22 protein-coding genes and 1 pseudogene are annotated in these 25,036 nt (G+C 55.9%); 20 read left to right on the top strand and 3 right to left on the bottom strand.

Annotated features, from left to right (window positions below; all coding sequences use genetic code 11):
* Positions 1–57 precede the first annotated feature (57 nt).
* The 5 genes from SK3146_RS04300 to SK3146_RS04280 all read left to right on the top strand — a co-directional run bounded on the left by SK3146_RS04300 (position 58) and on the right by SK3146_RS04280 (position 4,197).
* Positions 58–594, top strand: a complete 537-nt coding sequence (locus SK3146_RS04300; RefSeq protein WP_249863914.1) for a DUF309 domain-containing protein — start codon at positions 58–60, stop codon at positions 592–594.
* Positions 591–1,331, top strand: a complete 741-nt coding sequence (locus SK3146_RS04295) for a response regulator transcription factor (protein WP_249863913.1) — start codon at positions 591–593, stop codon at positions 1,329–1,331. Before SK3146_RS04300 ends, SK3146_RS04295 begins: the two co-directional genes overlap by 4 nt.
* The gene (locus SK3146_RS04290) at positions 1,324–2,763 is read left to right on the top strand and encodes a HAMP domain-containing sensor histidine kinase (RefSeq protein ID WP_249863912.1); all 1,440 of its coding nucleotides are present in this window, start codon (positions 1,324–1,326) and stop codon (positions 2,761–2,763) included. The genes SK3146_RS04295 and SK3146_RS04290 overlap by 8 nt, the downstream gene beginning before the upstream one ends.
* A 104-nt stretch (positions 2,764–2,867) precedes the next feature.
* Positions 2,868–3,461, top strand: coding sequence for a hypothetical protein (locus SK3146_RS04285; protein WP_249863911.1), 594 nt, complete (start codon positions 2,868–2,870; stop codon positions 3,459–3,461).
* Between the two features lie 181 nt (positions 3,462–3,642).
* On the top strand, positions 3,643–4,197 hold the full coding sequence (locus SK3146_RS04280) for a beta-class carbonic anhydrase (protein ID WP_249863910.1): 555 nt from the start codon (positions 3,643–3,645) through the stop codon (positions 4,195–4,197).
* A gap of 104 nt (positions 4,198–4,301) precedes the next feature.
* On the opposite strand, the gene SK3146_RS04275 is transcribed toward SK3146_RS04280, so the two are convergent.
* Positions 4,302–4,637 (bottom strand): iron-sulfur cluster biosynthesis family protein, encoded by a 336-nt coding sequence (locus tag SK3146_RS04275; protein WP_249863909.1) that lies wholly within the window; start codon positions 4,635–4,637, stop codon positions 4,302–4,304.
* Between the two features lie 211 nt (positions 4,638–4,848).
* Here SK3146_RS04275 and SK3146_RS04270 point away from each other — a divergent pair, with 211 nt between their 5' ends.
* The 8 genes from SK3146_RS04270 to SK3146_RS04235 all read left to right on the top strand — a co-directional run bounded on the left by SK3146_RS04270 (position 4,849) and on the right by SK3146_RS04235 (position 13,793).
* A complete protein-coding gene (locus tag SK3146_RS04270; protein ID WP_434006884.1) occupies positions 4,849–6,312 on the top strand; it encodes a carboxypeptidase M32 in 1,464 nt (487 codons plus the stop codon).
* A 190-nt stretch (positions 6,313–6,502) separates the two neighbouring features.
* Positions 6,503–7,510, top strand: a complete 1,008-nt coding sequence (locus tag SK3146_RS04265; RefSeq protein ID WP_249863907.1) for a FecCD family ABC transporter permease — start codon at positions 6,503–6,505, stop codon at positions 7,508–7,510.
* A 1-nt stretch (position 7,511) separates the two neighbouring features.
* The gene (locus SK3146_RS04260; protein WP_249863906.1) at positions 7,512–8,555 is read left to right on the top strand and encodes a FecCD family ABC transporter permease; all 1,044 of its coding nucleotides are present in this window, start codon (positions 7,512–7,514) and stop codon (positions 8,553–8,555) included.
* A 26-nt stretch (positions 8,556–8,581) separates the two neighbouring features.
* Positions 8,582–9,466: an ABC transporter ATP-binding protein gene (locus SK3146_RS04255; protein ID WP_249863905.1), complete on the top strand. Its 885-nt coding sequence runs from the start codon at positions 8,582–8,584 to the stop codon at positions 9,464–9,466.
* Positions 9,467–9,878: 412 nt separating this feature from the next.
* Positions 9,879–10,892 carry an ABC transporter substrate-binding protein gene (locus SK3146_RS04250; RefSeq protein WP_249863904.1) on the top strand — a complete coding sequence of 338 codons (1,014 nt, stop codon included), beginning with the start codon at positions 9,879–9,881 and terminating at the stop codon, positions 10,890–10,892.
* Between the two features lie 45 nt (positions 10,893–10,937).
* Positions 10,938–11,729: an ABC transporter ATP-binding protein gene (locus SK3146_RS04245; protein WP_249866174.1), complete on the top strand. Its 792-nt coding sequence runs from the start codon at positions 10,938–10,940 to the stop codon at positions 11,727–11,729.
* An 85-nt stretch (positions 11,730–11,814) separates the two neighbouring features.
* A complete protein-coding gene (locus SK3146_RS04240) occupies positions 11,815–12,585 on the top strand; it encodes an ABC transporter permease (RefSeq protein WP_249866173.1) in 771 nt (256 codons plus the stop codon).
* 239 nt (positions 12,586–12,824) lie between these two features.
* The gene (locus SK3146_RS04235; RefSeq protein ID WP_249863903.1) at positions 12,825–13,793 is read left to right on the top strand and encodes an aromatic acid exporter family protein; all 969 of its coding nucleotides are present in this window, start codon (positions 12,825–12,827) and stop codon (positions 13,791–13,793) included.
* A 68-nt stretch (positions 13,794–13,861) separates the two neighbouring features.
* Here the strand turns inward: SK3146_RS04235 and SK3146_RS04230 are convergent.
* Positions 13,862–14,035, bottom strand: a pseudogene (locus SK3146_RS04230) (MFS transporter); the annotation flags it as partial.
* Positions 14,036–14,089: 54 nt separating this feature from the next.
* Positions 14,090–14,368 carry a hypothetical protein gene (locus SK3146_RS04225; RefSeq protein ID WP_249863902.1) on the bottom strand — a complete coding sequence of 93 codons (279 nt, stop codon included), beginning with the start codon at positions 14,366–14,368 and terminating at the stop codon, positions 14,090–14,092.
* Between the two features lie 179 nt (positions 14,369–14,547).
* On the opposite strand from SK3146_RS04225, the gene SK3146_RS04220 reads away from it, so the two are divergent.
* The 7 genes from SK3146_RS04220 (at position 14,548) to miaA (ending at position 25,031) form a co-directional block, all read left to right on the top strand.
* Complete coding sequence (locus SK3146_RS04220; RefSeq protein WP_249863901.1) at positions 14,548–15,114, top strand: outer spore coat protein CotE; 567 nt, start codon at positions 14,548–14,550, stop codon at positions 15,112–15,114.
* Positions 15,115–15,255: 141 nt separating this feature from the next.
* Positions 15,256–16,698 (top strand): putative amidoligase domain-containing protein, encoded by a 1,443-nt coding sequence (locus SK3146_RS04215; RefSeq protein ID WP_249866172.1) that lies wholly within the window; start codon positions 15,256–15,258, stop codon positions 16,696–16,698.
* Between the two features lie 81 nt (positions 16,699–16,779).
* A complete protein-coding gene (mutS, locus tag SK3146_RS04210; protein WP_249863900.1) occupies positions 16,780–19,620 on the top strand; it encodes a DNA mismatch repair protein MutS in 2,841 nt (946 codons plus the stop codon).
* A gap of 30 nt (positions 19,621–19,650) precedes the next feature.
* Complete coding sequence (locus SK3146_RS04205; protein ID WP_249863899.1) at positions 19,651–21,114, top strand: S41 family peptidase; 1,464 nt, start codon at positions 19,651–19,653, stop codon at positions 21,112–21,114.
* A gap of 73 nt (positions 21,115–21,187) precedes the next feature.
* On the top strand, positions 21,188–23,269 hold the full coding sequence (mutL, locus tag SK3146_RS04200; protein ID WP_249863898.1) for a DNA mismatch repair endonuclease MutL: 2,082 nt from the start codon (positions 21,188–21,190) through the stop codon (positions 23,267–23,269).
* Positions 23,269–24,066 (top strand): class I SAM-dependent methyltransferase, encoded by a 798-nt coding sequence (locus tag SK3146_RS04195; RefSeq protein ID WP_249863897.1) that lies wholly within the window; start codon positions 23,269–23,271, stop codon positions 24,064–24,066. Before mutL ends, SK3146_RS04195 begins: the two co-directional genes overlap by 1 nt.
* A complete protein-coding gene (gene miaA, locus SK3146_RS04190) occupies positions 24,060–25,031 on the top strand; it encodes a tRNA (adenosine(37)-N6)-dimethylallyltransferase MiaA (RefSeq protein ID WP_249866171.1) in 972 nt (323 codons plus the stop codon). Before SK3146_RS04195 ends, miaA begins: the two co-directional genes overlap by 7 nt.
* Positions 25,032–25,036: the final 5 nt, after the last annotated feature.

The raw sequence follows: 25,036 nt of genomic DNA, 5'->3' as shown, positions 1-25,036 counted from the left end.
TATAGAGGGAGCAAAAAAAAGCTCTATTATTTTCTACCTACAAGAGGCGGTTATTTCATGTCAGCTTATCCTGAAGCTTATATCGATTATTTGATTTATTTTCACGCGGAGCGTGATTTTTTCGAATGCCATGAAGTGATGGAAGAGTTTTGGAAAGAGCGCCCGGGCGACCCGCTCGCCTCCTGCTATGTCGGTTTGATCCAGGTCGCCGTAGGGCTGTATCATCAACGGAGAAACAATCTCATAGGAGCGTCGAAGATGCTGGGCAGCGCGCTGAACCAGTTGACGGACGAAGGAATGGCTGCGCTCGGCATCGCTGCGGATCTCATGAGAAGCCGGCTCAAGGAGCGGCTCGCACAGATCGCAAGTGCCGGGACGGCGTACGAGGACCTGGACCTTCCTCTCTCGGACCCCCGGCTGGAAGCGGAATGCGTGGAGCGCTGCGCGGAACGCGGACTGACCTGGAGGCGGCCGAGCGATCTGGCCGACACGTATCTGATTCATAAGCATAGTTTGCGGGATCGCAGCTCGGTTGTGGCCGAGCGGGAGCTGAGCCGGACCCGGAAGGCGCGGCAGCGGGGGATGGAGCCATGACGAACGCCGTGAAGCTCGGCAAGGTGGCGGTTGTCGACGACGAGCCGAATATCGTCGAGGTGATCCGGCTCTATCTCGAGCACGCCGGATACGAGCCGTTCATCGCCTATCGCGGCAGCGAAGTGATGCAGCTGATCCGGGAGGAGACTCCCGATATCGTGCTGCTCGACGTGATGCTGCCGGACCGATCCGGGTTTGAGCTGTGCAGCGAGATTCGCAGCGACCCGGGACCGATCTCGCAGACGCCGATCATCTTCCTGACGGCGAAGGGCGAATCGATCGACAAGCTGCGCGCTTTTAATCTGGGCGTCGACGATTATATCGTCAAGCCGTTCGATCCGAACGAGCTGATCGCCCGAATCAAGGCGGTGCTGCGGCGGACGCAGTCGCAGCATACGGCCGCGGCGGCCCAGGCGTCCAGAACGGTCAAGAGCATGCTGCGCGTCGGCTCGCTGATGATCGATCCCGAGCAATATAAAGTGACGGTCAACGGGGAAAGAGTCGATCTGACGCCCAAAGAAATCGAACTGCTGCATTTTCTTGCTTCCAATCCGGGCAGGGTCTATTCGCGGGAAGACCTTCTCGGTTACGTATGGAATTTCGATTTTAGCGGCGGAACCCGCACGGTCGACGCCCATGTGAAAAATCTCCGTAAAAAGCTCGGAGCCAATCCGGAATGGGCTATCCAAACGCTGTGGGGCATCGGCTATTCCTTCGAGGTTACCCGTCATGCTTAAGCGGTGGTACCGAAGCTTCTATATTAAGCTGTTCCTGTCCTTTTTGGCGACGTGCATTTTGTTTTTTCTCGGCTTGGCCTTATTTTGGAACAATTATTTTACGGATTTATTTTACAAGGATAAGAAGGAGCTGCTCTCCTCCCGGTTCGGAGAAGTGTCCAAGCTGATGCCATCCGTTCAGGAGGGAACGATCTCCACGCGGGAGCTGCGGTTCGGCATCCGGCTGATCGCCAGAGGCATCAACGGCCAGGTATGGCTGATCGACGCCAAAGGCAACGTCTTGAACGGCTCCTCGGAACGCGAGGGCACCGTCATTCCCAAGGAAATGGACCCTTTATTCATCGACGGCTTGAAAGGACAGAGCGGCTTCGTCGCCGGACAGTACAAATTCGACGACCGGCCCCGGGAAGGACTCTTGACCTATTACGCGCCGGCGCAGATGAACGGGGAGCCTATCGTCATTTTCCTGAACGTGCCCGTGCTCGAAGTGAGCGAGGCGCTGGCGGCCGTCCGCTGGAACATCATCGTGCCGCTGATCTTCTCCTTGATCGCCGTAGCGATCATTTTGTTCATCCTCTCGCGCAAGTTGGCGGGCCCGCTGCAGCAGATGAACCGGGCGGCGCTGGAGCTGGCCGGGGGCGATTTCACGACCCGCGTGCCGGTTACGTCCGAGGATGAAGTGGGGGAGCTGGCCAAAAGCTTCAACTTCATGGTGGATCAGCTCGTACAATGGGAGGATGCGCGTCAGGAGTTTCTGGCTAATGTCTCCCACGAGCTGCGTTCCCCGTTGACGACCTTGCGCGGGTTTATCGTGGCGATGAACGACAAGGTTATTCCTCAGGATAAATACGAGCATTATTTGAAAATATGCGATCAGGAAGTGCAGCGGCTGCAGCGGCTCGTGAACGATCTGCTCGATCTTGCCCGGATTCAGAACGGCGTGGACGTCTTCCGGACGCAGCCGATTCGGCTTAATGAAGCGGTCAGCCAGGTGCTGGCGTTGATGCGGCCTCCGATGCAGGAAAAGCAGTTGATTTTGAAGGAGCTGCTGCCACCTCCGGGCGAGACGGTAAAGGCTGAGCTGGACGAGGACCGGTTCGTGCAAATTATGCAGAATCTGCTGTATAACGCCATGCAGTTCACTCCTCCTGGCGGCACGGTCACTGTGGAGCTGCGCAGAGAAGGGGAGGAAGCCGTCATCCGGATTAAGGATACGGGAATCGGCATGGAGCAGGAGGAGCTGTACCGGATATGGGACCGGTTCTATAAGGTCGAGCCGTCGAGAGCGACGGCCACGGGCGGGACCGGCTTAGGACTTACGATCGTCAAGCACTTGGTCAGCGGGATGAAAGGAACGATCGCCGTCACGAGCCGGTACGGGGAAGGCACGGAATTCAGATTGAAATTTCCGCTCAGCGAGGAGACGGAATGATTTTACACAATTTTCACAAATCAAGCATAATTTAATCAAAGTTACACAGTATCCTGTCTCTATAGCAAAGAGGCGGGATATTTTGTCATTAAGGGGGGCTGCTAATGAACAATCGCTGTTTGCGTACGATCGGCTTGGTGATCAGTGTGGCAGCCATGCTTAGCGGATGCGAACCGGATCATTCCGCGGCCGACGCCCGTTCGCTTGCCCCCGTGCAGAAAGAGGAAGATGTGCAAAGCGATATGGAGCGGGACATGGTGCTATTGTTCCAAAGTCTCGTTCAGATGGACAAGCAGGCTCAGCTTACTATTAATAGGAAGCAAGCCGAGCAAATGCTGCCCGTCGTGCAGCGCAACACGAGAACGGGAGAGCTCACGCAAGCCGATCGGCAGGACATCATCGACCTGCTGACGAACGAGCAGAGACGGTTCGTCAGCGATTATCGTGAGCGTGCGCATGCCCGGATGAAGGCTGCCCGGGATTCCAAGCCGTTCGACGGGTTAAGCCAGGAGGAGCGCGAGAAGATGGTGCAGGAGTTTCAGAAGCGCAGGAGGCAGGAGCGCGAGGAGGAAGGCCAGGCGGCGGAGCCTGTCCCGCAAGCTCAGGCGGATACGCCGGTCACGGGCGACCAGAGGCGCACAGGCAATGTGGAGCAGCGGCTGATCCGATTGCTCGAGGGGAAGCTGCCGCAGCCCTAAGACGTTTTTCGGTACGAATTTGCAGTGGAACCGCATTCAATTTATGAAGGATCTTGAAAATCTATGAAAAAAAAGATAAGGTTAATGAAATAGGGGAAAATCGGCTGGCCTATTTTTGATAACCAATCCCGTTTAAAGAACGGACAAGCCAAACAGACGAACTCGGTGGGAGGAGATTCAATTGAGCAAGCTGCTGAATGAAATTTTGGAATTTAACCGGTCCTTCGTGACAGAAAAGAAGTACGAGCCTTATTTGACATCCAAATTCCCGGATAAGAAGTTCGTAATTCTCACATGTATGGACACACGTCTGCTGGAGCTGCTGCCGGCCAGCATGAATTTGAAAAACGGCGACGTCAAAATGATCAAAGCGGCGGGAGGCGTCGTGTCGACGCCGTTCGGGGGCATTATGCGGAGTATTATCGTTGCGATCTACGAGCTGGGCGCCGACGAAGTATTCGTTATCGGCCACTATGATTGCGGCATGAGCCACTTGAATCCGGAGGCTACGAAGAAGAAGTTTATCGAGCGGGGGATTAAGGAAGAAACGCTCCAAACTCTGGAATATTCCGGTCTGCATATCGAAAGATGGCTGCGCGGCTTCGACGACGTAGCCGAAAGCGTCAAAAACAGCGTCAACGTCATTAAAAACCATCCTCTCGTTCCGGACATTCCCGTTCACGGGCTGATCATCGATCCGGCGACAGGCAAGCTGGATCTCGTAACCGGAGACTAAGGCGAACGACAAGCAGCCGGACAGGCTTCGCTCCGCTTCATTCCTGAAGGGGCGGCGCAATCTGTCCGGCTGTTTTTTGCCGTCGGGAATGACCGGAGGGAATCTTACCCTGCGGTTGTATCCCTTTTATCAATAAGACGCATGTTGGCGTTGTAGATTTGTCCGCTGCTCTTGAGCACGTACCCGCGGTTGTCCGCATAATCGAGCGTCATCCGATCCTCGAAGAACACTTCGTGCTTTTTCTCGTACAGCAGCTCGTAAGGCGTTCCCTCGGCACGCAGGTCCCGTTCTCCCGCCCGGTCCACGATCCATAAGGTCGGCACGCCGCTGACCGCGCATCCGCAGCCCTCCGAATCGTATACCAGCTTCAGTTCCCCGTTCTCGTTAATTTGGTATTTGTCTAATTGGTCGACCGCTTGGTCCGTAAAAGTAATTTGCATGGCTGTCCTCTCCTTTTCTATATTCTATTTTAGCACAGTTCAAGCAGGTGCGCGCAAGGCAGGGGGAGGCTTCCGCGGAGCAAGTTGCTTCTCTAATGCAAACGAAGTATCATGGAAGAGAATGTTATTTTTAATCGGGAAAGGGGTGCTGTCCGTGACCGCACAGGGATTTGACCAGAAGCTGACGGAGTTCAAGGAATATTTGAAAAAAATGAAGAGCTACGAGGAAGCGATCGGGTTGCTGTATTGGGATATGAGGACCGGGGCGCCGAAAAAAGGGATCGGTACTCGTTCCGAAGTCGTCGGCATGCTGTCCGCCGAGCATTTCGCCATGGCCGTGTCGGAACAAATGGGAGAGATGCTCGCTTATTTCAACGAATCGGATAAGCAGGCCTTGCTTAGTTCTACGGACCGCACCGTCGTCAAAGAATGCGCCAAGGATTATGAGCGGAGCAAGAAAATACCGCCCAAGCTGCATCAGGAATACGTCGTATTAACCTCGCAAGCCGAGTCGGTCTGGGAGGAAGCGAAGGAAGCTTCCGATTACGCCAAGTTCCAGCCTTATCTGGAGAAAATCGTGGCGGCCAATCTGGAGTTTATTCAGCTGTGGGGCTATGAAGGGCATAAGTACAATACGCTGCTCGATATGTACGAGCCGGGCATGACCGTGGCTAAGCTCGATGAAGTGTTCGGCGCGCTGCGCGAAAAGGTCGTTCCGCTTCTATCGGCCGTCCAGGCTTCGCCGCATAAGCCGGAAACCGGCTTCTTGAGACAGCGCTTCGACAAGCAAAAGCAGAAAGCGTTTAGCCTCTTTATCTTAGGGCAAATGGGCTACGACTTCGAAGCGGGCAGGCTGGACGAGACGGTTCATCCGTTCGCCACAGGCTTGAATCCGGGAGATGTGCGGATTACGACCCGCTATTTGCTCGACGACGTCAACAGCGCGCTGTTCGGCACGATCCACGAAGGCGGCCATGCACTGTATGAGCAGAACATTTCGCCCGAGCTGATCGGCACGCCGCTGTGCACAGGCACCTCGATGGGGATTCATGAATCGCAATCGCGCTATTGGGAAAATATGATCGGGCGAAGCCGTCCGTTCTGGAAACGATATTATAAAGATTTGCAAGCCAATTATCCGGGGCAATTCGATAGCGTATCGGTTGAGGAGTTTTACCGGGCGTCCAATGAAGTCAAGCCATCGCTGATCCGCATCGAAGCCGACGAGCTGACTTATAACCTGCATATTATGGTTCGTTATGAAATCGAGAAAGCGCTGTTCAGCGAATCGGTGCGCGTAGCGGATCTTCCGGAAGTGTGGAATGAGAAATATAAGGAATATCTCGGCGTCGTACCCGCGAGCGACGGAGAAGGGGTGCTGCAGGACGTTCACTGGGCCGGAGGCTCGTTCGGCTATTTCCCTTCGTACGCGCTAGGCAATATGTACGCAGCGCAGATCGAGCATACGCTGAGGAAGCAGCTTGCAGGCTACGACGAGCTGATCGAGAGCGGGAATTTGCTGCCGATCAAGGATTGGCTGACGGATCGCATCTACCGTTACGGCAAGGCGCTTAGCCCGAACGAAATTATTATGCAGGTGACGGGCGAGGAGCTGAACCCGGATTACCTGGTGCAGTACTTCGCCAAGAAGTTCGGCGATATTTACAAGCTGTAACCGGTAAATCGGCATTTCTGGAAATACCCGTACGGTCGAGGCTATCGATCGGTGCGGGTATTTTTGTTTATGCACGGTTCTCCATGATAATGATTTTCAAAATCGTTGACAACTGATAACGGTTCTCATAGAATGGAAAAGTACTTATTTTATCATTCTTTTATAAATGAAAAAAGCAAAAGAGGGTCTTATGAGAGCTTTATTCCATTCGCAGCAAGCCAAAATCGCAGGGCTCATCTTTTTTGTCCTGATTTGCCTCGCATCGGCCGCCGCAAGCATTATGTTCGGCGTCAACAATTATTCCTGGAATACCGTCGTTGAAGCGTATACCGCGTTCAACGGCAGCAACGACCATCTTATCATTCAGACGACGAGAATACCGCGCGCGCTCATCGCCGTCACCGTGGGTGCCAGCCTTGCGGTGGCGGGCGCCTACATGCAGGCGCTGACGAAAAATCCGCTGGCTTCGCCCAGCTTATTCGGCGTTAATTCGGGCGCGGCTTTCTGCATCGTGCTGCTTGTCGGTTTCGGACCGTCCGCGGGCATGATGACGCTGACCTGGGTCGCTTTCATCGGAGCCGCTCTCAGCGCGGGGATCGTCTACGTGATGGGCTCGCTCGGCAGAGACGGATTAACGCCGGTAAAGGTCACTTTGGCCGGATCGGCGGTGACGGCCTTCTTCTCGTCGCTAACCCAAGGCGTTCTGCTGACGAACGGCAAGGCGTTCGATCAGGTGCTGATTTGGCTGGTCGGTTCCGTCGCAGGCAGAGAACTGAAGATGCTGGGCGCGGTCGTTCCTTATATTGCAATCGCACTGATCGCAGCGATGCTGCTATCCCGCCATATGAATATTTTGGCCATGGGAGACGACGTAGCCAAGGGCCTTGGCCAGCGAACGGTATACATAAAGCTCGGCGCGGCAGTCGTCATCGTCATCTTGTCCGGCGGCTCCGTGGCCGTGGCCGGGCCGGTCGTCTTCGTCGGGATTATCATCCCGCATATCGCCCGGTACCTGGTCGGCACCGACTACCGCTGGGTCGTTCCGTATTGCGCGGTGCTCGGTGCGATTCTGATCCTCCTTGCGGACCTCGGGTCCAGATTTATCGCGATGCCGAAGGAAGTCCCCGTTGGAGTCGTCACCGCATTGCTCGGCGTTCCTTTCTTCGTGTATATTGCGCGGAAAGGAGGGAGATCGTAGTATGAGCAAATATTGGACACTTCGCAGCAAGAAGCCTCCGTTCTCTTTTCTCGTGAGTAAAAAAATGCTGTGGGTGATTGTCGGATTAATGATCGTTAACGCGGCGATCTTCATCATCGGAACCGGCGTCGGCTCGGTCAAAATCACGCCGCTCGAAGTTATTAAAGTGTTTCTCGGCATCGGCTCGGAAACGAACACTGTCATTGTGCACACGCTTCGTCTGCCGAGGATGATTGTGGCCGTGCTGGTCGGCAGCTCGCTCGCCGTTTCCGGCGCTATCCTGCAAGGGCTGATCCGCAATCCGCTCGCTTCCCCGGACATCGTGGGAATTACGGGCGGCGCGTCGCTCGGGGCCGTATGCTTCTTCTTTTTCCTGGGCGGTACGATCAGCATCCAGTGGCTGCCCCTATGCGCCATTATTGGGGCGTTCTTGTCGACGTTTTTGATTTATATTTTAGCATGGAAGAAAGGCGTATCGCCTTTGCGAATGGTTATGATCGGCATCGGGATGTCGTCGGCTTACAGCTCTATCTCTTACATGCTGATGATATCCGGACCGATTATTTTGGCCAACAAGTCGATGACGTTCATGACGGGCAGCATCTACGGGGTTTCCTGGGAGAAAGACGTGCTCGTGCTGCTTCCTTGGGTCGTCGTTTTGCTGCCGGTGACGCTGCTCTTGGCACGGGAAGTTAACGTCCAGGAGCTCGGTCAAGATATCGCGGCCGGCGTCGGCAGCGCCGTACAGGCGAAGCGGGCCATTCTCATTCTGCTTAGCGTAGGACTGGCGGGGGCGGCGGTGGCGATCGGCGGAGCCATCGGCTTTATCGGACTGATGGCGCCCCATATCGCCCGCAAGCTGGTCGGACCGGCCTTCGGAGGCGTTCTACCGGTTTCGGCATTGATCGGAGCGTTCATTCTGCTGGTAGCGGACTTGGCGGCTCGTACGCTGTTCACGCCCCTCGACATTCCGGCCGGCGTATTCACCGCGGTCATCGGCGCGCCGTTCTTCGTGTACCTGCTCTACAAACACCGCCATTCATGATAGACGATTGAAGGAGATGACTTCGGATGTACGCAATGGAAGCCAAGGGCTTAAGCTTATCCTACGGAACCGTACCTATATTCAAAGACTTGAGCGTAACTATTCCAAAGGGAGAAATTACGGTGCTTATCGGCAGCAACGGCTGCGGTAAATCGACGCTGCTGCGCTCGCTGGCCCGTCTGCTGAATCCTCAGAAGGGGACCATTGTGCTTGACGGACACGAGCTATCCAAGCTTCCTACGAAAGAAATTGCCAAGCGGTTGGCGATTTTGCCGCAGGGTCCGACGGCTCCCGAAGGGCTTACGGTGCTTCAATTGGTCAAGCAGGGGCGGTACCCGTATCAAAGCTGGCTGCAGCAGTGGTCGGAAGAAGATGAGCGAATGGTGCGCACGGCGCTCGACAAAACGCGTATGACCGAGTTTGCCGAACGTACGGTCGATGCGCTGTCCGGCGGACAGCGGCAAAGAGCCTGGATCGCGATGACGCTGGCTCAGGATACGGATACGGTGCTGCTCGACGAACCGACCACCTATTTGGATATGACGCACCAGATCGAGGTGCTGGATTTGCTCTATGAGCTGAACGAGAAGGAAAGCCGCACCGTCGTGATGGTGCTTCACGATATTAACCTCGCCTGCCGCTACGCGCATAACATGATCGCCGTCAAGAACGGGGCGATTTGGGCGCAAGGCAAGCCGGAGGACATCGTCACCGAGAAGATGATCCAATCCGTGTTCGATCTCGACTGTCAGGTGCTCAAAGATCCTTTCTACGGAACGCCGCTGATTATTCCGTACGGAAAGGGCCGCACGATCGATCCGGGAGAGCAGAATGCCGTATCCGAAGACAGCGCGAATTCCAGCCAGCCCGGGCAAGGAACGGGACAGTCTCGGATTCCTACTACGGCCTGAAGGCATTGCTTTCGGCCGTTCATTCATCGGGCTATCCGGCTGCAGCGGCGATTGGAAACCCTAACCTCGACGCAGGCCGCGCATCAATCGCTGCATATTTAGAAACGTCTGTCCGCTTCATTAGCGAACGGGCGTTTTTTTGTTGTTTAGGAAATGATGCGCAGCAATATCCTGTGGATATCCTGGGCTCCCCCGAAAGGAATGTCTACCCATAGAACGATCCCAGAGGAAGGGTTAGACGCCGATCCGGCTTAGGCTGGATGCGGACGGAATAAGCTTCAGAGCATCACGTCACTTTGGGGGGATTTGTTCTTGCCTATGGACAACCCGGCGCTGTATCGGTTCCGAACCTTTCTCTGGGCTGATGCATAGACTATCCCATCTTAAGGAAAACGAGTGGAGGGACTTGCCTATGAACAGGAAACGATGGAGTCTGGCGCTGTCTTTACTGCTTGCGGCGGCATTAACGCTTACGGCATGCGGCAAAGGGAGCAAGGAGGAAGTGACGAAGGTGCGGATCGGCGAGGTGACGCGTTCCATCTTCTACGCTCCGGAATATGTCGCGATAGCGAAAGGATTTTTCAAAGAACAAGGGCTTGATATCGATTTGACGACGACCTCGGGCGGAGATAAGACGATGACGACGCTGCTCTCCGGAGGCATCGACGTGGCGCTGGTCGGCTCGGAAACTTCGATTTACGTACAGCAGCAGGGAAGCGGCGATCCGGTGATCAATTTCATGCAGCTGACGCAAACGGACGGAACCTTCCTTGTGGCTCGCAAGCCGCAAACCGGGGCATTCGACTGGAACAGCTTGAAGGGGAAAGTGTTTCTCGGACAGCGCAAAGGCGGCATGCCGCAAATGGCGGGGGAATTCACGCTGAAAAAGCACGGCATCGATCCGCATAAAGATTTGGACCTGATCCAGAACGTCGACTTTGCCAACATCCCGACGGCGTTCGCCTCCGGAACGGGAGAATACGTTCAATTGTTCGAACCGCAGGCGACGGTTATCGAGAAGGAAGGTAAAGGGTATGTCATCGCTTCGTTCGGCGTAGAGAGCGGGAAGCTGCCGTACACCGTCTTTATGGCGAAGAAGAGCTTTATCGACAAAAACAGCGGTACGATCCAGAAATTCTCGAACGCCGTTCAAAAGGCTCAGAACTGGGTGCAAACCGCCAGCGTCGACGAGATTACCGATGCGATAATGTCCTTCTTCCAGGATACGGATAAGGAAGTCGTCAAAGGCGTCGTCAAACGCTATAAAGATCAAGGCTCGTTCTCTACCGACGGGATGATCGACGAGCAGGAATGGAACAATCTGCAGGATGTGATGGAATCGGCCGGCGAATTGAAACAGCGCGCGGATTACAAGGTGCTTGTTGACAATCAGTTTGCCGAAAAAGCGAAGGAAGCGGTGAAATAGCGAGGAAGGTGACCGCGAGTCCGGGAGGAGGGGATACGAATGCAAATGCAAACCGTCGTGGAACTTCGGCAGCTTTCCCATGTATATGTGAACGGCAGAGGCGCAACCTTGGCGCTGGAACAGATCGATCTGCAGGTGGAGCAAGGAGAGTTTGTCAGCTTGATCGGTCCTAGCGGATGCGGCAAAACGACGCTGCTCTCGCTGATTAGCGGACTGCTGCTTCCGACGGAAGGCACCGTGCTTATAGCGGGGGAACGGATCAAAAGGCCGACGCCGAAGGTCGGCTATATGCTGCAGCAGGATTATTTGTTTCCGTGGCGCACCATCTACGAGAACGCGGCGATCGGACTGGAGCTTACAGGCAAGGAAGAAGCGGCTTATAAGCCGCTTGTGCTGGAGCTGCTGAGCGATATGGGGCTGGCCGATTGCGCGGACAGCTACCCGCAGCAATTATCGGGCGGGATGCGCCAGCGCGTGGCGCTGGTGCGGACCTTGGCGACCGAACCGGATATACTGCTGCTCGACGAGCCGTTCTCCGCGCTCGATTATCAGACGAAGCTGCAGCTTGAGGATCTCGTCGCCGTCACGCTGCGCTCGCGCGGCAAGACGGCGATTCTGGTCACTCACGATATTACGGAGGCCATCGCGATGAGCGACCGGATTATCGTGCTGCAGCCCCGCCCGGGGCGGATTCGCGCCGAGGTGGAGGTGCCCGGGAACATTCGCGCCGCCCTGCCTCTGAAGGCGAGGGAGGAAGCGGGTTTTCACGATTTATTTCATCGGTTGTGGGGACAATTCGACGATATGGAAGCCAAAGGGGGAGATCGGCATGAATGAGCGGCAGCCCGGATCGCCGGGAGCGGCCGCCTCTTCGGAAGCATCGGCAAGACGGCTGCTGACACAACGCGAATATGCCCGGTTTATGTCCCGGGAACGGAAGGTTGCTTGGCAGGTAAGGCTGGTCCAGTTGGCCATTCTCATTGCTTTTTTCTCTTTATGGGAAGTGGCCGGACGAAAGCAGTGGATCGACGCGCTGCTATTCAGCTTCCCCAGCCGGATCGGGGAACTGCTTTATACGAAGCTGCTGGACGGTTCGCTGCTGATTCATCTGGGCGTGACACTGTGGGAGACGATCGCCGGATTCGTGCTCGGTACGCTGCTCGGCACGGCCGTTGCCGCGCTGATCTGGTGGTCGCCCTTTTTATCCCGGGTGCTCGATCCGTACATCGTCGTGATGAACAGCCTGCCGAAGGTGGCGCTCGGACCGCTGTTTATCGTAGCGCTCGGGCCCGGGGTTTTATCGATTATAGCAACTACGCTGTCTCTGACCGTTATTATTACGATTTTAACGGTATATATGAGCTTTCGAGAGGTAGATCCGAACTATACGAAGGTCATTCGCATATTCGGCGGCTCCAAGGGAAAAGTATTTCAGAACGTCATACTGCCCGCCTCGTACCCGACGATCGTCTCCACGTTGAAGGTGAACGTCGGACTGTCTTGGGTCGGCGTGATCGTCGGCGAATTTCTCGTCTCCAAGGAAGGCCTGGGCTACTTGATCATATACGGTTTTCAAGTATTTAACTTTACGCTGGTGATCGGCAGCGTCATTCTGATTGCCATTGCGGCGACCTTAATGTATCAGGCCGTCGCCTATCTGGAAGGCAAGCTGATAGGAAGCAAGCGGAAGTAGAAGAAGGCGGACGGCGGGAGACGGGAGGCTATAGAGCAAGATCATGAACCCGTCCCGCCGCCGGATACGGCTGTAATAGAGCATGCTGCGTAGAGCTGACAGGACTATCGCGTAGTGAACAAAGAGCGGAGTGGCCTTTTGAATCTGGAAAAGCGTCAGCGCTCGCCTTTGGAAGATCAAATGAGTACCGCAGCGGACGTTTTCACCACGCTTTCAGCGGCTGCAGAAAGGGGTCGTTTATGGGAATCCGCATTATAAAAACGGCCGTCGCCGTCTGGGCGTCGATTACGGCGGCTCAGCTGCTCGGCGTTCATTCGCCGTTGTCCGCAGGTCTGCTTGCCATCCTGGGCATCGACGTCACGAAGAAGAGAGGACTTAAAACGTCGTTTCAACGCATCGCGGCTTCCTTGCTCGGTCTTGCTTTGTCGGCGCTGCTGTTTGGCCTCATCGGCTTCGATATATGGGTGATCAGCTTATGTATTCTGATTCTGTATCCGGCGCTGTCGCGGCTGCAGCTGAAGGACGGCGTGGTGACCGGCTCTGTCGTCATGTTCCACGTATTTACCGCGCAAAGCATATCGACGCAGCTGCTGCTCAACGAGGTGGCGCTGCTGCTCATCGGCCTCGGCACGGCTACGTTAATCAACATTATTTATATGCCGCGGGAGGACAAGCAGCTGACGGAGCTGAAAAATAAGCTGGAGTCCTGTTTTTCACAGATTTTCGTGCAGATCGCCCGTCATTTGAAAGACGATAGCTATATTTGGGACGGCAGCGAGCTGCTTGAGGCACAAAGCTTGATCCGGCAAGGGCTGCAGGCAGCTCAGCGGCTGAAGGAAAATGTGCTGCTCCAGGAGCAGAACGCCTGGTTCGCCTACTTTTATATGCGCAAGCAACAGTTCGATTCTATTGACCGGATGATGCAGCTGGTTGCGCAGGTATATCAGACGCTGCCGCACGGCGAAGGGCTCGCATCCGTGTTCGAAGGCTTGAGCGAGGATGTCAAGGAAGATTATTATACGGGACGCGCCGAACAGGCGCTGGAATCGCTTGTCGCCGGCTATAAGCGGATGCCGCTGCCGGCGAGCCGGGAGGAGTTCGAGATCCGCTCCGCGCTGCTGCAGCTCATCATGGAGCTGAGGGCGTATCTGGCCGTAGCCAAGCGGGCGAAAAAGCAAAAGAATGTGGGATACGCTGCGCAAAAATAAACCGTCCCCTGCACATAAAAGCGAAAAGCCGCGCAGGGGACATGCCTATTGCTTAATGATTGACATTGTGAAAGACGGGATACGATAGTTCCTCCAGCCACAATCATGGACAAGATCCCCGCGAAGCCGAATGAACCGCCCAAGTCGGGCCGAATTGCAGGCCACGCCGATCCAGGCAGAGAATCCGGAATTCCAAGGCTAATAAATGTCATATAGATAATAACCCCAAATACGGTAGCCATTGTGCAGCTCCTTCACAAGAGAGGATTATTTTGTATGCGCATGTTTTTTTGCTTCTAGCAGCATTCCGTAATCATCAGATTCAGCGCCAAATGCTGCAAGCCGGTCAAGTAATCCCGTCTCCAATTGCTCATCATCAACATGGGCATATGTTCCCGAGGTATGTACGCCGTACTCCTGTCTGCGATCTTGGCCAACAGCGCTTCGTCCGCCTCATCATCGCAAAAAACGATGGCCCGAGGGGTAACAATAGCGGCGAATGCAGCGACTAGCCTGGCAACGGCATCTATCTGCCTGTCTTCGGTCAGTATAATCCGACGATCGCGTTCTTCCATCTGTAGCGCCTGCAGGAAAGATTGATGATTATACGTTCATAGCCTATTGTAGAACCTAAATCGGCTAAGTTCTATTTGTTTTTACAAAGAATATTTATTTGGGGACTTCCGTTTAATCAACATTCGCCTATGTCCTGCATACAATTGTAATGAATGATTGTATGGAGGAGGTTGAAAAGATGTCAATAGATAAAGATTTGCATTACAGAGAGATCTATACGAAGGCTGTCTGCGGCAAAGGTCGTAAATTTTCCCAAGTAACGAACACGGTCACTCCGCCTCATGCTCCGACGAGTATTTTGGGTGCTTGGATTATCAACAACCAATATGATGCGGTGAAGTCGGGAGATCACGTGGAAGTAGTGGGTACTTATGACATCAACATTTGGTATTCTTACGACAAAAATACCAAAACCGATGTTGCGAAAGAAACGATCTCTTACGTGGAGGCGGTCGGACTGTCTTATCTCGACAAGAAGCACAGACCGTCAACGGCTGAAGTTGCGGCGCAAGCCACACAGGAACCGAACTGCGTGGAAGCGAGCATATCTGCGAGCGGGGACAGTGTCGTCATTCGCGTGGAGCGCGAATTCAAAGTGGAAATGATCGCGGAAACCAAAATTTGGGTTGTGGTGAACCCTAACGGCGGCGATGATTTCGACGACAAACAGGTTGATTTCGACGAAGCCGATGACGGTGACTTTGAGGATCTCGATCCGGATCTCTTAGACGACGATTTGAACTGATTTCTGCTTTTAGTATATGTGGCTATAGTTCATTTCGGCAGAGGGCGTCAGCCCTCTTTTTTGTTTCGAAGCCCTTCCGCCGCCAAAATAGGCTCTGCGGAAGCCGAATCCATTGTTCTTTTCGAAGGGGGATAGCTCGTGATGCGCGTTTTTTTGCTCCATTCCAACGAACCGACCCTGCAGCTGCTGCTGGATAAAATCCGGCTGCCGCACGGAACGAGGCTGCCCGTCTCGCAGGAGCCGACCTGCATCATCCATTGGGGCTGCTTTCATGCGGAAAAATCGGGCCGAAGGTCGGTTCAGCCCGTCAAAAGCGTGCTGCGCGCGGCAAACCCCCGAAAAGCGGCGGAATGCCTGGAGCTGCACGGCATCCGCATGAATCCGGAGACCGGCGCAGAGCTGCCGCGCTGGACCTACGAGTACGTTATTCCGGTGTTCCATCTCCAAGCGCTCGCTTTGTTTCAGAAATCGCACGGGGTTTATTTCGGGACCTCGCATCCTTTGCAGAAAAAGCAGGAGGACAGCGGGTTTGTCGAGGTATTGGCGGAGACGCCTTCCTATCACGCCATCCGAGCGAAGCGGGAGGCGGTCAAGGCGATTTACGCGCTGGGACTCGATTACGGCGTCGTACGTGTGGGCGTGCGCCCGGGAGGGGAACTCACGGTGCTGGAGGTCGGCGCCGTGCCGCAGCTGGATGAGCGGCTTGCCGAGCTGTTCGCGGACGCGATGCATAAGTTGGCGCTGGAGCTTAAGGAGGAAGCGGAGCATCCTCTCCAGGAGGCGATGCTCGGAGCCGATCCGGAATTTCTGCTCCGCAACGAGCGCGGCAAGGTGATCTTCGCGTCCGACTTTCTGGAGAAGGACGGACCGGTTGGCTGCGATGCGATTGTGCTGCCGAGCTTCCGCAAAATTTATCCGCTGGCCGAGCTTCGTCCCGAGCCGAGCAGAGAGGTGCGGCAGATGATGATCAATCTGCACCGCACGATGCAGCTCGCCTCCCGCAGCATTGCCGACGGCACGCTGGAATGGATTGCGGGAGGGATGCCCGTGAAAGGGTTCCCGCTCGGCGGGCATATTCATTTCAGCGGCGTCCGGCTGAGCGCGGAGCTGCTGCGCACGCTCGACAATTATTTGGCGCTGCCGCTCGTCCTGCTGGAGGATGAGACGACTGGCGGGAGGAGGCCGAAATACGGCTTTCTCGGCGATTTCCGAAGGCAGCGGCACGGCGGGTTCGAGTATCGCGTACTGCCCAGCTGGATGACTTCCCCGACGGTGGCCAGAGGAGTGCTAGCACTGGCTAAGCTGATTGCCGATCACCACCGTCTGCTTCCGGCAAGGCCACTCGGCGAACCGAACATCCAGCAGGCTTACTATTCGGGCGACAAGCCGAGAATACGTCCGCTCATTCCCGGTTTGTGGAGCGATATGGTAAAGCTGCCGGGCTTTCGCAAGCATGAAGCTTATTTGACTCCGCTCAAAACGATGCTGCTGCAAATGAAAGGCTGGAACGAGCAGGAGGATATTCGCCGCAAGTGGAAAATCGGGCCTTTTCATAGAAAAGAGCCATCCTCTATGAATTCGTGATATAATAGCAGAGAATAGATAGAATGGCGAAATGCGCCCGTTTTATCGCAATAGTACGCAGGAAAGCATGGAGGAACAAGCATGGCCAAATACACTCCTATGATCGAGCAATACCTCGCCATTAAGGCGGAGGTGCAGGACGCTTTTTTATTTTTTCGCTTGGGCGATTTCTATGAAATGTTTTTTGAAGATGCGGTGAACGCCGCGCGCGAACTGGAGATTACGCTGACCGGGCGGGAGGGAGGCGCCGAGGAGCGCATTCCGATGTGCGGCATTCCGTACCATTCCGCGGATAACTATATTGCCCGGCTGATAGAAAAAGGGTATAAGGTTGCGATTTGCGAGCAGGTCGAGGACCCGTCGCAAGCCAAGGGGGTCGTCAGGCGGGAAATCGTCCGCATTGTGACGCCGGGTACGGTCATGGATGCGCGATCGCTCGGCGAGACGAGCAACAATTATATGGTTTCCGTGACGGAAGAGCAGGAAGGCTGCTTCGGCTTCGCGGCCTGCGACATCTCCACGGGCGAGCTGTTCGTAACGCGTCTTGAAGGGACGATTACGCTTGTGACCGACGAGATGAATGTGTATCATCCGTCGGAGCTGCTGGGATCGGCCGAACTGCTTCAGAAGCTGCGCGACAATAACCCGGCCGGGTGGGCCAGCTCTGTCGTTATGACCCCGCGGTCCGCGTCGACTATACATACGGCGGTTTCCTTGGAGGACTATTTCGCAGAAGCGGAGCTGGCGGCGCTGCCCGCCGAAGCGAAAGCCTGCGTGCGGCAGCTGATGACTTATTTGCAGGAGACGCAAAAGCGGTCTCTTGCTCATATCAAGCATATTCGGGTTTACGAGCAGAACCAGTATATGATTATGGACCCGTTCACACGGCGCAATCTGGAGCTTGTGGAAACGGTGCGCGACCGGTCGAAGAAAGGCTCGCTCTTGTGGCTGCTGGACAAGACGGTCACCGCGATGGGCGGCCGTCTGCTGCGCCGCTGGATCGAGAAGCCGCTGATGAGCGAAACGGCGATCCGCGAGCGTTTGGAGGCGGTGGAACGGCTGTACCATCAGCTGATCGTCCGCGATGAGCTGAAGCAGGCGCTCAAGGAGGTTTACGACCTCGAGCGCCTGGTGGCGCGCATCGCTTACGGCAACGCCAATGCGCGCGATCTCGTCGCGCTCAAGGCATCGCTTCGGCAGGTGCCTCTGCTGAAGCAGATCGGCGAAGCGTCGGGCTCCGGGACGCTGGCGAAGCTTACGGCACGGATCGACCCGTGCCAGGACGTGATGGCGTGGATCGACACCGCCATCCAGGACGAGCCGCCCGTCTCGATTCGCGACGGCGGCATGATTAAGGCGGGCTATCACGCCTATCTCGATCAGCTGCGCGAAGCCAGCACGAACGGCAAGCAGTGGATTGCCGAGCTGGAGAAGCAGGAGCGCGAGCGGACCGGCGTGAAGTCGCTGAAGATCGGCTACAACAAAGTATTCGGCTATTACATTGAAGTGACCAAAGCGAATCTTCCTTCGCTGGAGGAAGGCCGTTACGAACGGAAGCAGACGCTGGCCAACGCCGAGCGGTTCGTTACGCCGGAGCTGAAGGAGAAGGAAGGACTGATCCTCGAAGCCCAGGAGAAGATGGTCGACCTGGAATACGAGCTGTTCATGCAGCTCAGGGAGAAGCTGTCCGCCCATATATCCAGGCTGCAGCAGCTGGCCGAGCTGATTGCCACGATGGACGTGTACCAGTCGCTGGCCGCCGTCAGCGCGGCTAACCGGTATACGAAGCCGGCGATAGGGGACGATTTCGAGCTGCGGGTGGACGAAGGCCGCCATCCCGTCGTCGAAGCCGTCATGCAGGACGGCTTCTTCATCGCGAATCATACGCGGCTGAGCAGAGAAGACGGCAGCATGATGCTGATCACAGGCCCGAACATGGCCGGGAAAAGCACGTATATGCGCCAGGTGGCGATCATCTGCCTGATGGCTCAGATCGGCTGCTTCGTTCCGGCGCAGTCCGCCAAGGTTCCTATTCTGGACCGGATCTTCACCCGGATCGGCGCTGCCGACGACTTGATCGGCGGCCAAAGCACGTTCATGGTCGAGATGATGGACATCCAGGTCATGACGGAGAAGGCGACCGCCCGAAGCCTGGTCATTATCGACGAGCTGGGGCGCGGCACCTCGACCGGCGAAGGAATGGCGATCGCCCAGGCGGTCATCGAATTTTTGCATGACAAGATCGGCTGCAAGACGCTCGTCTCGACCCATTTTCACGAGCTGGCGCATTTGGAAGAAACGCTCGCCGGGCTGCGCAATTATTGCATGGCGGTCAAGGAGAGCGGCCGTCAGGTTACGTTTCTGCGCAAGCTGATTCCGGGCGCGGCGAGCACGAGCTACGGCATCTATTGCGCGCAGATCGCCGGTTTGCCGGGCGGGATTATCGACCGCTCGTACGAGCTGCTGCACGCGTTCGAAGCGCGCGCCGAGCTGCTTCAAGGCGAGAGCGAGGCGGTGGCCGGCATAGGGGCGCCGCCTTCGGACAAGCCTTCCGCTTTGCAGGAGGCGCAGATGCCGAACCGGACCGAGCTGCCGCTTGCGGCGGATGCAGCGATGCCGGATGCCGGAGCTGCAGCGGCGGAGCCTATGGCTATGACGGCTGAGCCGGAGACGGCGGCACCCGCGCCATTCGCTGCCGCGGCCGTTAAGGACCCGCAGCAGCAGCCGGAGCAGGTGAAGGAGAGCGGCTACGTTCAGCTCAGCCTGTTCCAGGAAACCGCGGCCGCGCCGGAGCGCACGAAGAAAAAATCCGATCCGAAGCTGGAGCAACTGGCCGAACAGCTGAAATCGGCCGATTTGATGAATATGACGCCGATGATGGCGATGAACTTTTTATTCGACTTGAAAAAGCAATTATCTTAACGTTGTTAAAAGCGAAAGGATGAATCTCTTATGAAACCGAACGGCTACCGTACTTTAGGTCGGCGCACCGCTACCGCATTATTATCTCTCACACTGTTATTCCCGGCCGCTTCCTCCGTCTTTGCCGCCGAACAAACGGATGCCGATTCGTCCCGAATCAAAGAAGTACTGAATTTGCTGGAGAAAAATCACGTCAGCGCTCCGAACAGGACCAATCTGTCGGATATCGCCATCGAATCGATGGTCGAATCGTTGAACGATCCGTACACGGTCTATTTTACGGCCGACCAATTGAAGCAGTTCAACAACGCATTGGAAAATAATTATGTCGGAATCGGCATTAAAGTCCGGTCCGAAGATAATAACGCTTATGTCACCGAAGTGTTCGACGGTCCGGCGAAAACGGCCGGAATGCTTCCCGGCGACCGGATCGCCGCTGTCGACGGAGTGTCGACGGAAGGGAAGAAGCTCGATGAAGTTACCGATAAAATCATGGGTCCCGAAGGCTCCAAGGTTTCGATAACGGTTGAGCGCAATCAGCAGAATATCGACCTCGACATGACCAGACAAACGATTCAGGTGCCCGTCGTGACCCACAAAATGTTCGATCAGGGCGTAGGCTATATCCGGGTCAGCGGATTTTCCAGCGAAGCCGACGAGCAGACGGCGGCACAGCTAGGCGAATTGAAACAGCAGGGGCTGACCAGTCTCGTCCTCGACCTGCGCGATAATCCGGGCGGGCTTGTGGATACGGCGCAAAATATGGCCAAGCTGTTCGTCAAGGAAGGCATTCTGATCCATACGAAAGACAAGAACAATGTGGACGAGCCGGTGAAGTTTTCGGGCGGCACGACGCAGCCTTTCCCTCTATACATTCTCGTCAACGAAAACAGCGCCAGCGCATCCGAGGTGCTGACCGGAGCGCTTCAAGATTACAACGTCGTATCGAAGGTGATCGGCCGCAACACGTTCGGCAAAGGAAGCGTGCAAACGTTGTTCCCGCTCTCGAACGGCGGCGCGCTGAAAGTGACGATAGAAGAGTACTTGACGCCTAAGCTGCGCAAGGTCAATAAAGTCGGTCTGAAGCCCGACATCGATGTCGACGGCGAGGTGCCGCAGCTGGTTACGGCGCTGCAGCAGGCCGGCGTGAATACAATCAGCGTCGAGCTTAACAGACGCGGCGTATCGATCAATCAGATTCCCGTAGAGGATTTGTTCGACGTCGTTCGCAACGACGGGCAGCTGTACGTTCCGTCCCGGGTGTTGAGCTCTTTGCTTGCGGGTACCGTCCAATGGAATGCGGCCGCTCAATCCGTAGATATTACGGCTAACGGAGAGACTCATACGTTCGCTGCATCCGACGGCAGCCTGCTGCTCCAAAACGGATCGAGTTATTTGAACGCCGAACGCTTCAAACAATATTTCCCGCAGCTCGACTACACCGATAGCGGCGATAAGGTAGATTTGAACGCGACGAAAAGCAGCGGGGAGTAACGAGACTTAGCTTTTTGAATCAGCTTCCAAGTCTAGGCCCCATTTTGCGGGTTATTTAAGGAGTAATGGCTATATGGGCAAAATTAAAATTTTGGACGAGCATATCGCTAACCAGATCGCAGCGGGGGAAGTGGTCGAACGGCCGTCTTCCGTCGTTAAGGAATTGGTAGAAAATGCCATTGATGCGGGCAGTACCCGGATCGATGTGACCATCGAAGAAGGCGGACTCGAACTGATCCGCGTCAGCGATAACGGCTCCGGGATGGAGAAGGACGATTGCGAGGTCGCTTTTTTCCGTCATGCCACAAGCAAAATCGCCAGCAGCCAAGACCTCTTCGCGATTCGCACGCTCGGATTTCGGGGCGAGGCTTTGCCCAGTATCGCCGCCGTATCCAAAGTAACCTGCGTAACATCGACGGAGGAGAACGGTCTCGGGCACCGGCTCGTCATCGAGGGCGGTACGATTAAAACGCTGGAGGAGACGGCGGCCTCACGCGGAAGCGATATTCAAATCCGGGAGCTGTTCTATAATACGCCGGCCCGTTTGAAATATATGAAGACGGTACAAACCGAGCTCGGCCATGTATCGGATTTCATCTATCGTCTCAGTCTGGCCCATCCGGAAATCGCCTTTACGCTGAAGCATAACGGCAGCCAACTGATCCAGACGCTGGGCAACGGGGATATGCTGCAGGTGATCGCAGCGATCTACGGCACAGCCGTCGCCAAAAATATGCTGCGCATCGAAGGCGAGCATCTGGACTACACGATCCGCGGTTATATAGGCAAGCCGGAGACGACGCGAGCGAACCGGAACGGCATTTCGACGATCATCAACGGCCGGTATATCCGCAACTATACGCTTATCCACGCATTGCTGCAGGGCTATCATACGCTGCTTCCGATCAACCGCTATCCGATTGCGGCGTTTCACATCGAGACCGATCCGACGCTCGTCGACGTCAACGTTCACCCGGCCAAGCTGGAGGTGCGCTTCAGCAAGGAGCAGGAGCTGATTCAATTCGTCGAGCAGGAGGTGAAGCAGCTGTTGAATCAGCAGGTGCTGATTCCGTCCGCGGCGTCGGCGGTCAAACCGAAGAAAGAAGCGGTGGTGCAGGAGCAAATGGAGCTGTACAGGCCTTCGGCTGCGCCTGCAGCGCCGCCCTCCGCGCCCGGGACGGAGCCGAACGCCTCCGGCTGGAAGCTGAGAGAGAGCTTGAGTTCGTCTCCGGCTTCGCCTGACGCGGGTGCCGTCCAAGAGTGGAGCAGGCCGCATTCTCCCCGCGACAGAGAAGAGGCTTCAGGCCGATTCGGCGGCTCTGCAGCAGGGAGAGGAGGCTACCCGGAAGCCCCGGCCGAACGGGGCGCTTACGAACGCGGCGAGCCCGGCGAAACTTCGCGGGTAAGCCCGGCCCCGGCTGGCACGGTGAGAAATGCGGCTGCGGGAAGACAAGAGTCCGCGCGGTCGGATTATCGGCAGCGGGAGCAGAACGCGCGGGAGCAAGCCGCGTCCAGCGCCGCTCTGCTGAAGGCTATGACCGGCGGCGAGCAGGAGACTCCCGCGCTGCCTGAGTTTCCGAAGCTGTTTCCGATCGGGCAAATGCACGGAACGTATATCGTGGCGCAAAATGAAGAAGGGTTGTTTTTGATCGATCAGCATGCGGCGCATGAGCGGATCAATTACGAATATTATTACGAGAAGTTCGGCAAGCCTGCGGAGGCGAGCCAGGAGCTGCTGATGCCGATTACGCTGGAATTTACCCCTTCCGAGGCCGAGCGGCTCAAAGAAAAGGTTCAGATGCTTGAACAGGCGGGAGTATATATGGAGCCGTTCGGCGGCAATGCTTATTTGGTGAGGGCATACCCGCACTGGTTTCCCGCCGGGGACGAACGCGCCCTGGTGGAGGAAATGACGGAGTGGCTTCTCTCCGAACGCAAAACCATCGATCTTGGCAAGCTTCGCGAGAAGGCCGCCATTATGTGTTCCTGCAAAGCGTCGATCAAAGCGAATCAAAGTCTCAGCACGCTGGAAATCGAAGGGCTTCTCGACAGGCTGGCCGCCTGCAGGAATCCTTATACATGCCCTCACGGCCGTCCGATCGTCATCAGCTTCTCCACCTATGAGCTGGAAAAAATGTTTAAGCGGGTGATGTAATGCTGATTACGACTTCTTATGATCCGCAGCGGGAGCAGCTGGAGCTTGCCGATCGCCTGGCGGCGCAAATCAAGGAGCTTAAGGGGGTGCAAGGAAACGTGCGCCGGGTCCGGCGGGCGCGAATGTCGCTGGCTCAGCTCTGTTTGACCTACGACGATCCGGATATCCTGCTTGTAACCAGAGAGCGAATAGAGTATTATCATGAACAGCAGCCTGCTTTGTTTTTTCATCCGAGCACGGCCGCCATTCGCGTTAAGCGACTGCTGAACGGGGAGTCGGATACGCTGCTGGAAATGGCCGGCGTCCGCCCCGGAGACCGGATTTTGGACTGCACCGCCGGGCTTGGCTCGGATGCGGTTACGCTGTCCTTCGCTGCGGGGCAATCCGGGCAGGTGACCGCTTTGGAGAGCAGTCCGCTGCCGTTTTTGCTGCTTCAACAAGGGCTCGGCGAGTACGTATCCGATATACCGGGCATGACGGACGCCATGAGACGCATCCGCGTGCTGCACGAGGAGCATCTTGATTTTTTAAGACGCCAGGATGCGAAATCGTTTGACGTCGTTTATTTTGACCCGATGTTCCGCAAGCCGATTCACGAATCCAATTCGATCCGTTCGATACGGCAGCTGGCGGACGCGCGGGCGCTCACGGAGGAAGCGGTCCATGAGGCCCGGCGGGCGGCGCGCAGAGCCGTTGTGATGAAGGAGCATCGGGACAGCGGGGAATTTGCCCGGCTGGGCTTTGCGGAGTTACACCGCTCAACATCGAAAATTGCGTACGGAGTGATACGATTGTGACACAGGCTTTGAACAAGCCCGGGCTGCTCGTGCTTGTCGGACCGACCGCGGTAGGCAAGACGAAGCTCAGCCTAAGGCTGGCGGCGGAATACGGGGCGGAGATTATCTCCGGCGATTCCATGCAGGTGTACCGGGGAATGGATATCGGCACGGCCAAGGTTACTTCGGAGGAGCGGGAACTGGTCCCGCATCATCTGATCGATATTCACGATCCCGATCACCCGTTTTCCGTAGCCGAATTTCAGGAAAGAGCGCGGGAGAAGATCGCCGACATCCATGCGCAGGGCAAGCTTCCTTTTATCGTCGGCGGTACCGGACTCTATGTGGAATCGGTTTGCTACGAATATCAGTTCAGCGAGAGCGGGTCGGATGAACATTTTCGCGAAGCGCAGCGGCTGTATGCCGAGGAGCACGGCAACGAGGCGCTTCTGGAGAGGCTTCGGGAGGTGGACCCGGAATCGGCGCAGCGGCTTCATGCCAACGACCAGCGGCGCATTATCCGCGCTCTGGAAATTTTTCATCTGACCGGAGAACGGCTTTCCGAGCAGTTGAAGGTACAGAAAAAACAATCGCCTTACGAACTGTGTATCATCGGGTTGACAATGGACAGAGCTTTACTATATAAACGTATTGAAGAGCGTATCGATCTGATGATCGAGCAGGGGCTCGTAGACGAAGTTCGCAGGCTGCAAGAGCATGGCTACGGACGGCAGCACATCTCGATGCAGGGGCTTGGCTACAAGGAGATTCTTGGATATTTGGAGGGCGCCGTTCCGCTGGAAGAAGCGGTGCTTCAGCTGAAGCAGGACACGCGCCGATTCGCCAAACGTCAGCTCTCGTGGTTTCGCCACATGAAAGATATCGAGTGGGTGGACGTCACCGATATGGAAAATTTTTCTGCCCACTTGGAACAGATTCATGCTATAATAGCAGATAAGCTAAAAATCGAACGTCAATTTATTTGAGGGGG

The sequence above is a fragment of the Paenibacillus konkukensis genome (assembly GCF_023523925.1).
GTDB lineage: Bacteria > Bacillota > Bacilli > Paenibacillales > NBRC-103111 > Paenibacillus_S > Paenibacillus_S doosanensis.
Note: the sequence above shows the minus strand (reverse complement) of the source record. Positions and strands in the feature narration are given on the sequence as shown.

Coding starts and splice junctions, on each gene's coding strand:
- SK3146_RS04245 (WP_249866174.1), top strand. CDS start 10,938: ATGCAAACCGTCGTGGAACTTCGGCAGCTTTCCCATGTATATGTGAAC.
- SK3146_RS04250 (WP_249863904.1), top strand. CDS start 9,879: ATGAACAGGAAACGATGGAGTCTGGCGCTGTCTTTACTGCTTGCGGCG.
- SK3146_RS04275 (WP_249863909.1), bottom strand. CDS start 4,637: ATGCAAATTACTTTTACGGACCAAGCGGTCGACCAATTAGACAAATAC.
- SK3146_RS04300 (WP_249863914.1), top strand. CDS start 58: ATGTCAGCTTATCCTGAAGCTTATATCGATTATTTGATTTATTTTCAC.
- SK3146_RS04215 (WP_249866172.1), top strand. CDS start 15,256: ATGCGCGTTTTTTTGCTCCATTCCAACGAACCGACCCTGCAGCTGCTG.
- SK3146_RS04295 (WP_249863913.1), top strand. CDS start 591: ATGACGAACGCCGTGAAGCTCGGCAAGGTGGCGGTTGTCGACGACGAG.
- SK3146_RS04220 (WP_249863901.1), top strand. CDS start 14,548: ATGTCAATAGATAAAGATTTGCATTACAGAGAGATCTATACGAAGGCT.
- SK3146_RS04225 (WP_249863902.1), bottom strand. CDS start 14,368: ATGGAAGAACGCGATCGTCGGATTATACTGACCGAAGACAGGCAGATA.
- mutL (WP_249863898.1), top strand. CDS start 21,188: ATGGGCAAAATTAAAATTTTGGACGAGCATATCGCTAACCAGATCGCA.
- SK3146_RS04195 (WP_249863897.1), top strand. CDS start 23,269: ATGCTGATTACGACTTCTTATGATCCGCAGCGGGAGCAGCTGGAGCTT.
- SK3146_RS04260 (WP_249863906.1), top strand. CDS start 7,512: ATGAGCAAATATTGGACACTTCGCAGCAAGAAGCCTCCGTTCTCTTTT.
- SK3146_RS04285 (WP_249863911.1), top strand. CDS start 2,868: ATGAACAATCGCTGTTTGCGTACGATCGGCTTGGTGATCAGTGTGGCA.
- SK3146_RS04205 (WP_249863899.1), top strand. CDS start 19,651: ATGAAACCGAACGGCTACCGTACTTTAGGTCGGCGCACCGCTACCGCA.
- mutS (WP_249863900.1), top strand. CDS start 16,780: ATGGCCAAATACACTCCTATGATCGAGCAATACCTCGCCATTAAGGCG.
- SK3146_RS04235 (WP_249863903.1), top strand. CDS start 12,825: ATGGGAATCCGCATTATAAAAACGGCCGTCGCCGTCTGGGCGTCGATT.
- SK3146_RS04240 (WP_249866173.1), top strand. CDS start 11,815: ATGTCCCGGGAACGGAAGGTTGCTTGGCAGGTAAGGCTGGTCCAGTTG.
- SK3146_RS04290 (WP_249863912.1), top strand. CDS start 1,324: ATGCTTAAGCGGTGGTACCGAAGCTTCTATATTAAGCTGTTCCTGTCC.
- SK3146_RS04270 (WP_434006884.1), top strand. CDS start 4,849: ATGAAGAGCTACGAGGAAGCGATCGGGTTGCTGTATTGGGATATGAGG.
- SK3146_RS04265 (WP_249863907.1), top strand. CDS start 6,503: ATGAGAGCTTTATTCCATTCGCAGCAAGCCAAAATCGCAGGGCTCATC.
- SK3146_RS04255 (WP_249863905.1), top strand. CDS start 8,582: ATGTACGCAATGGAAGCCAAGGGCTTAAGCTTATCCTACGGAACCGTA.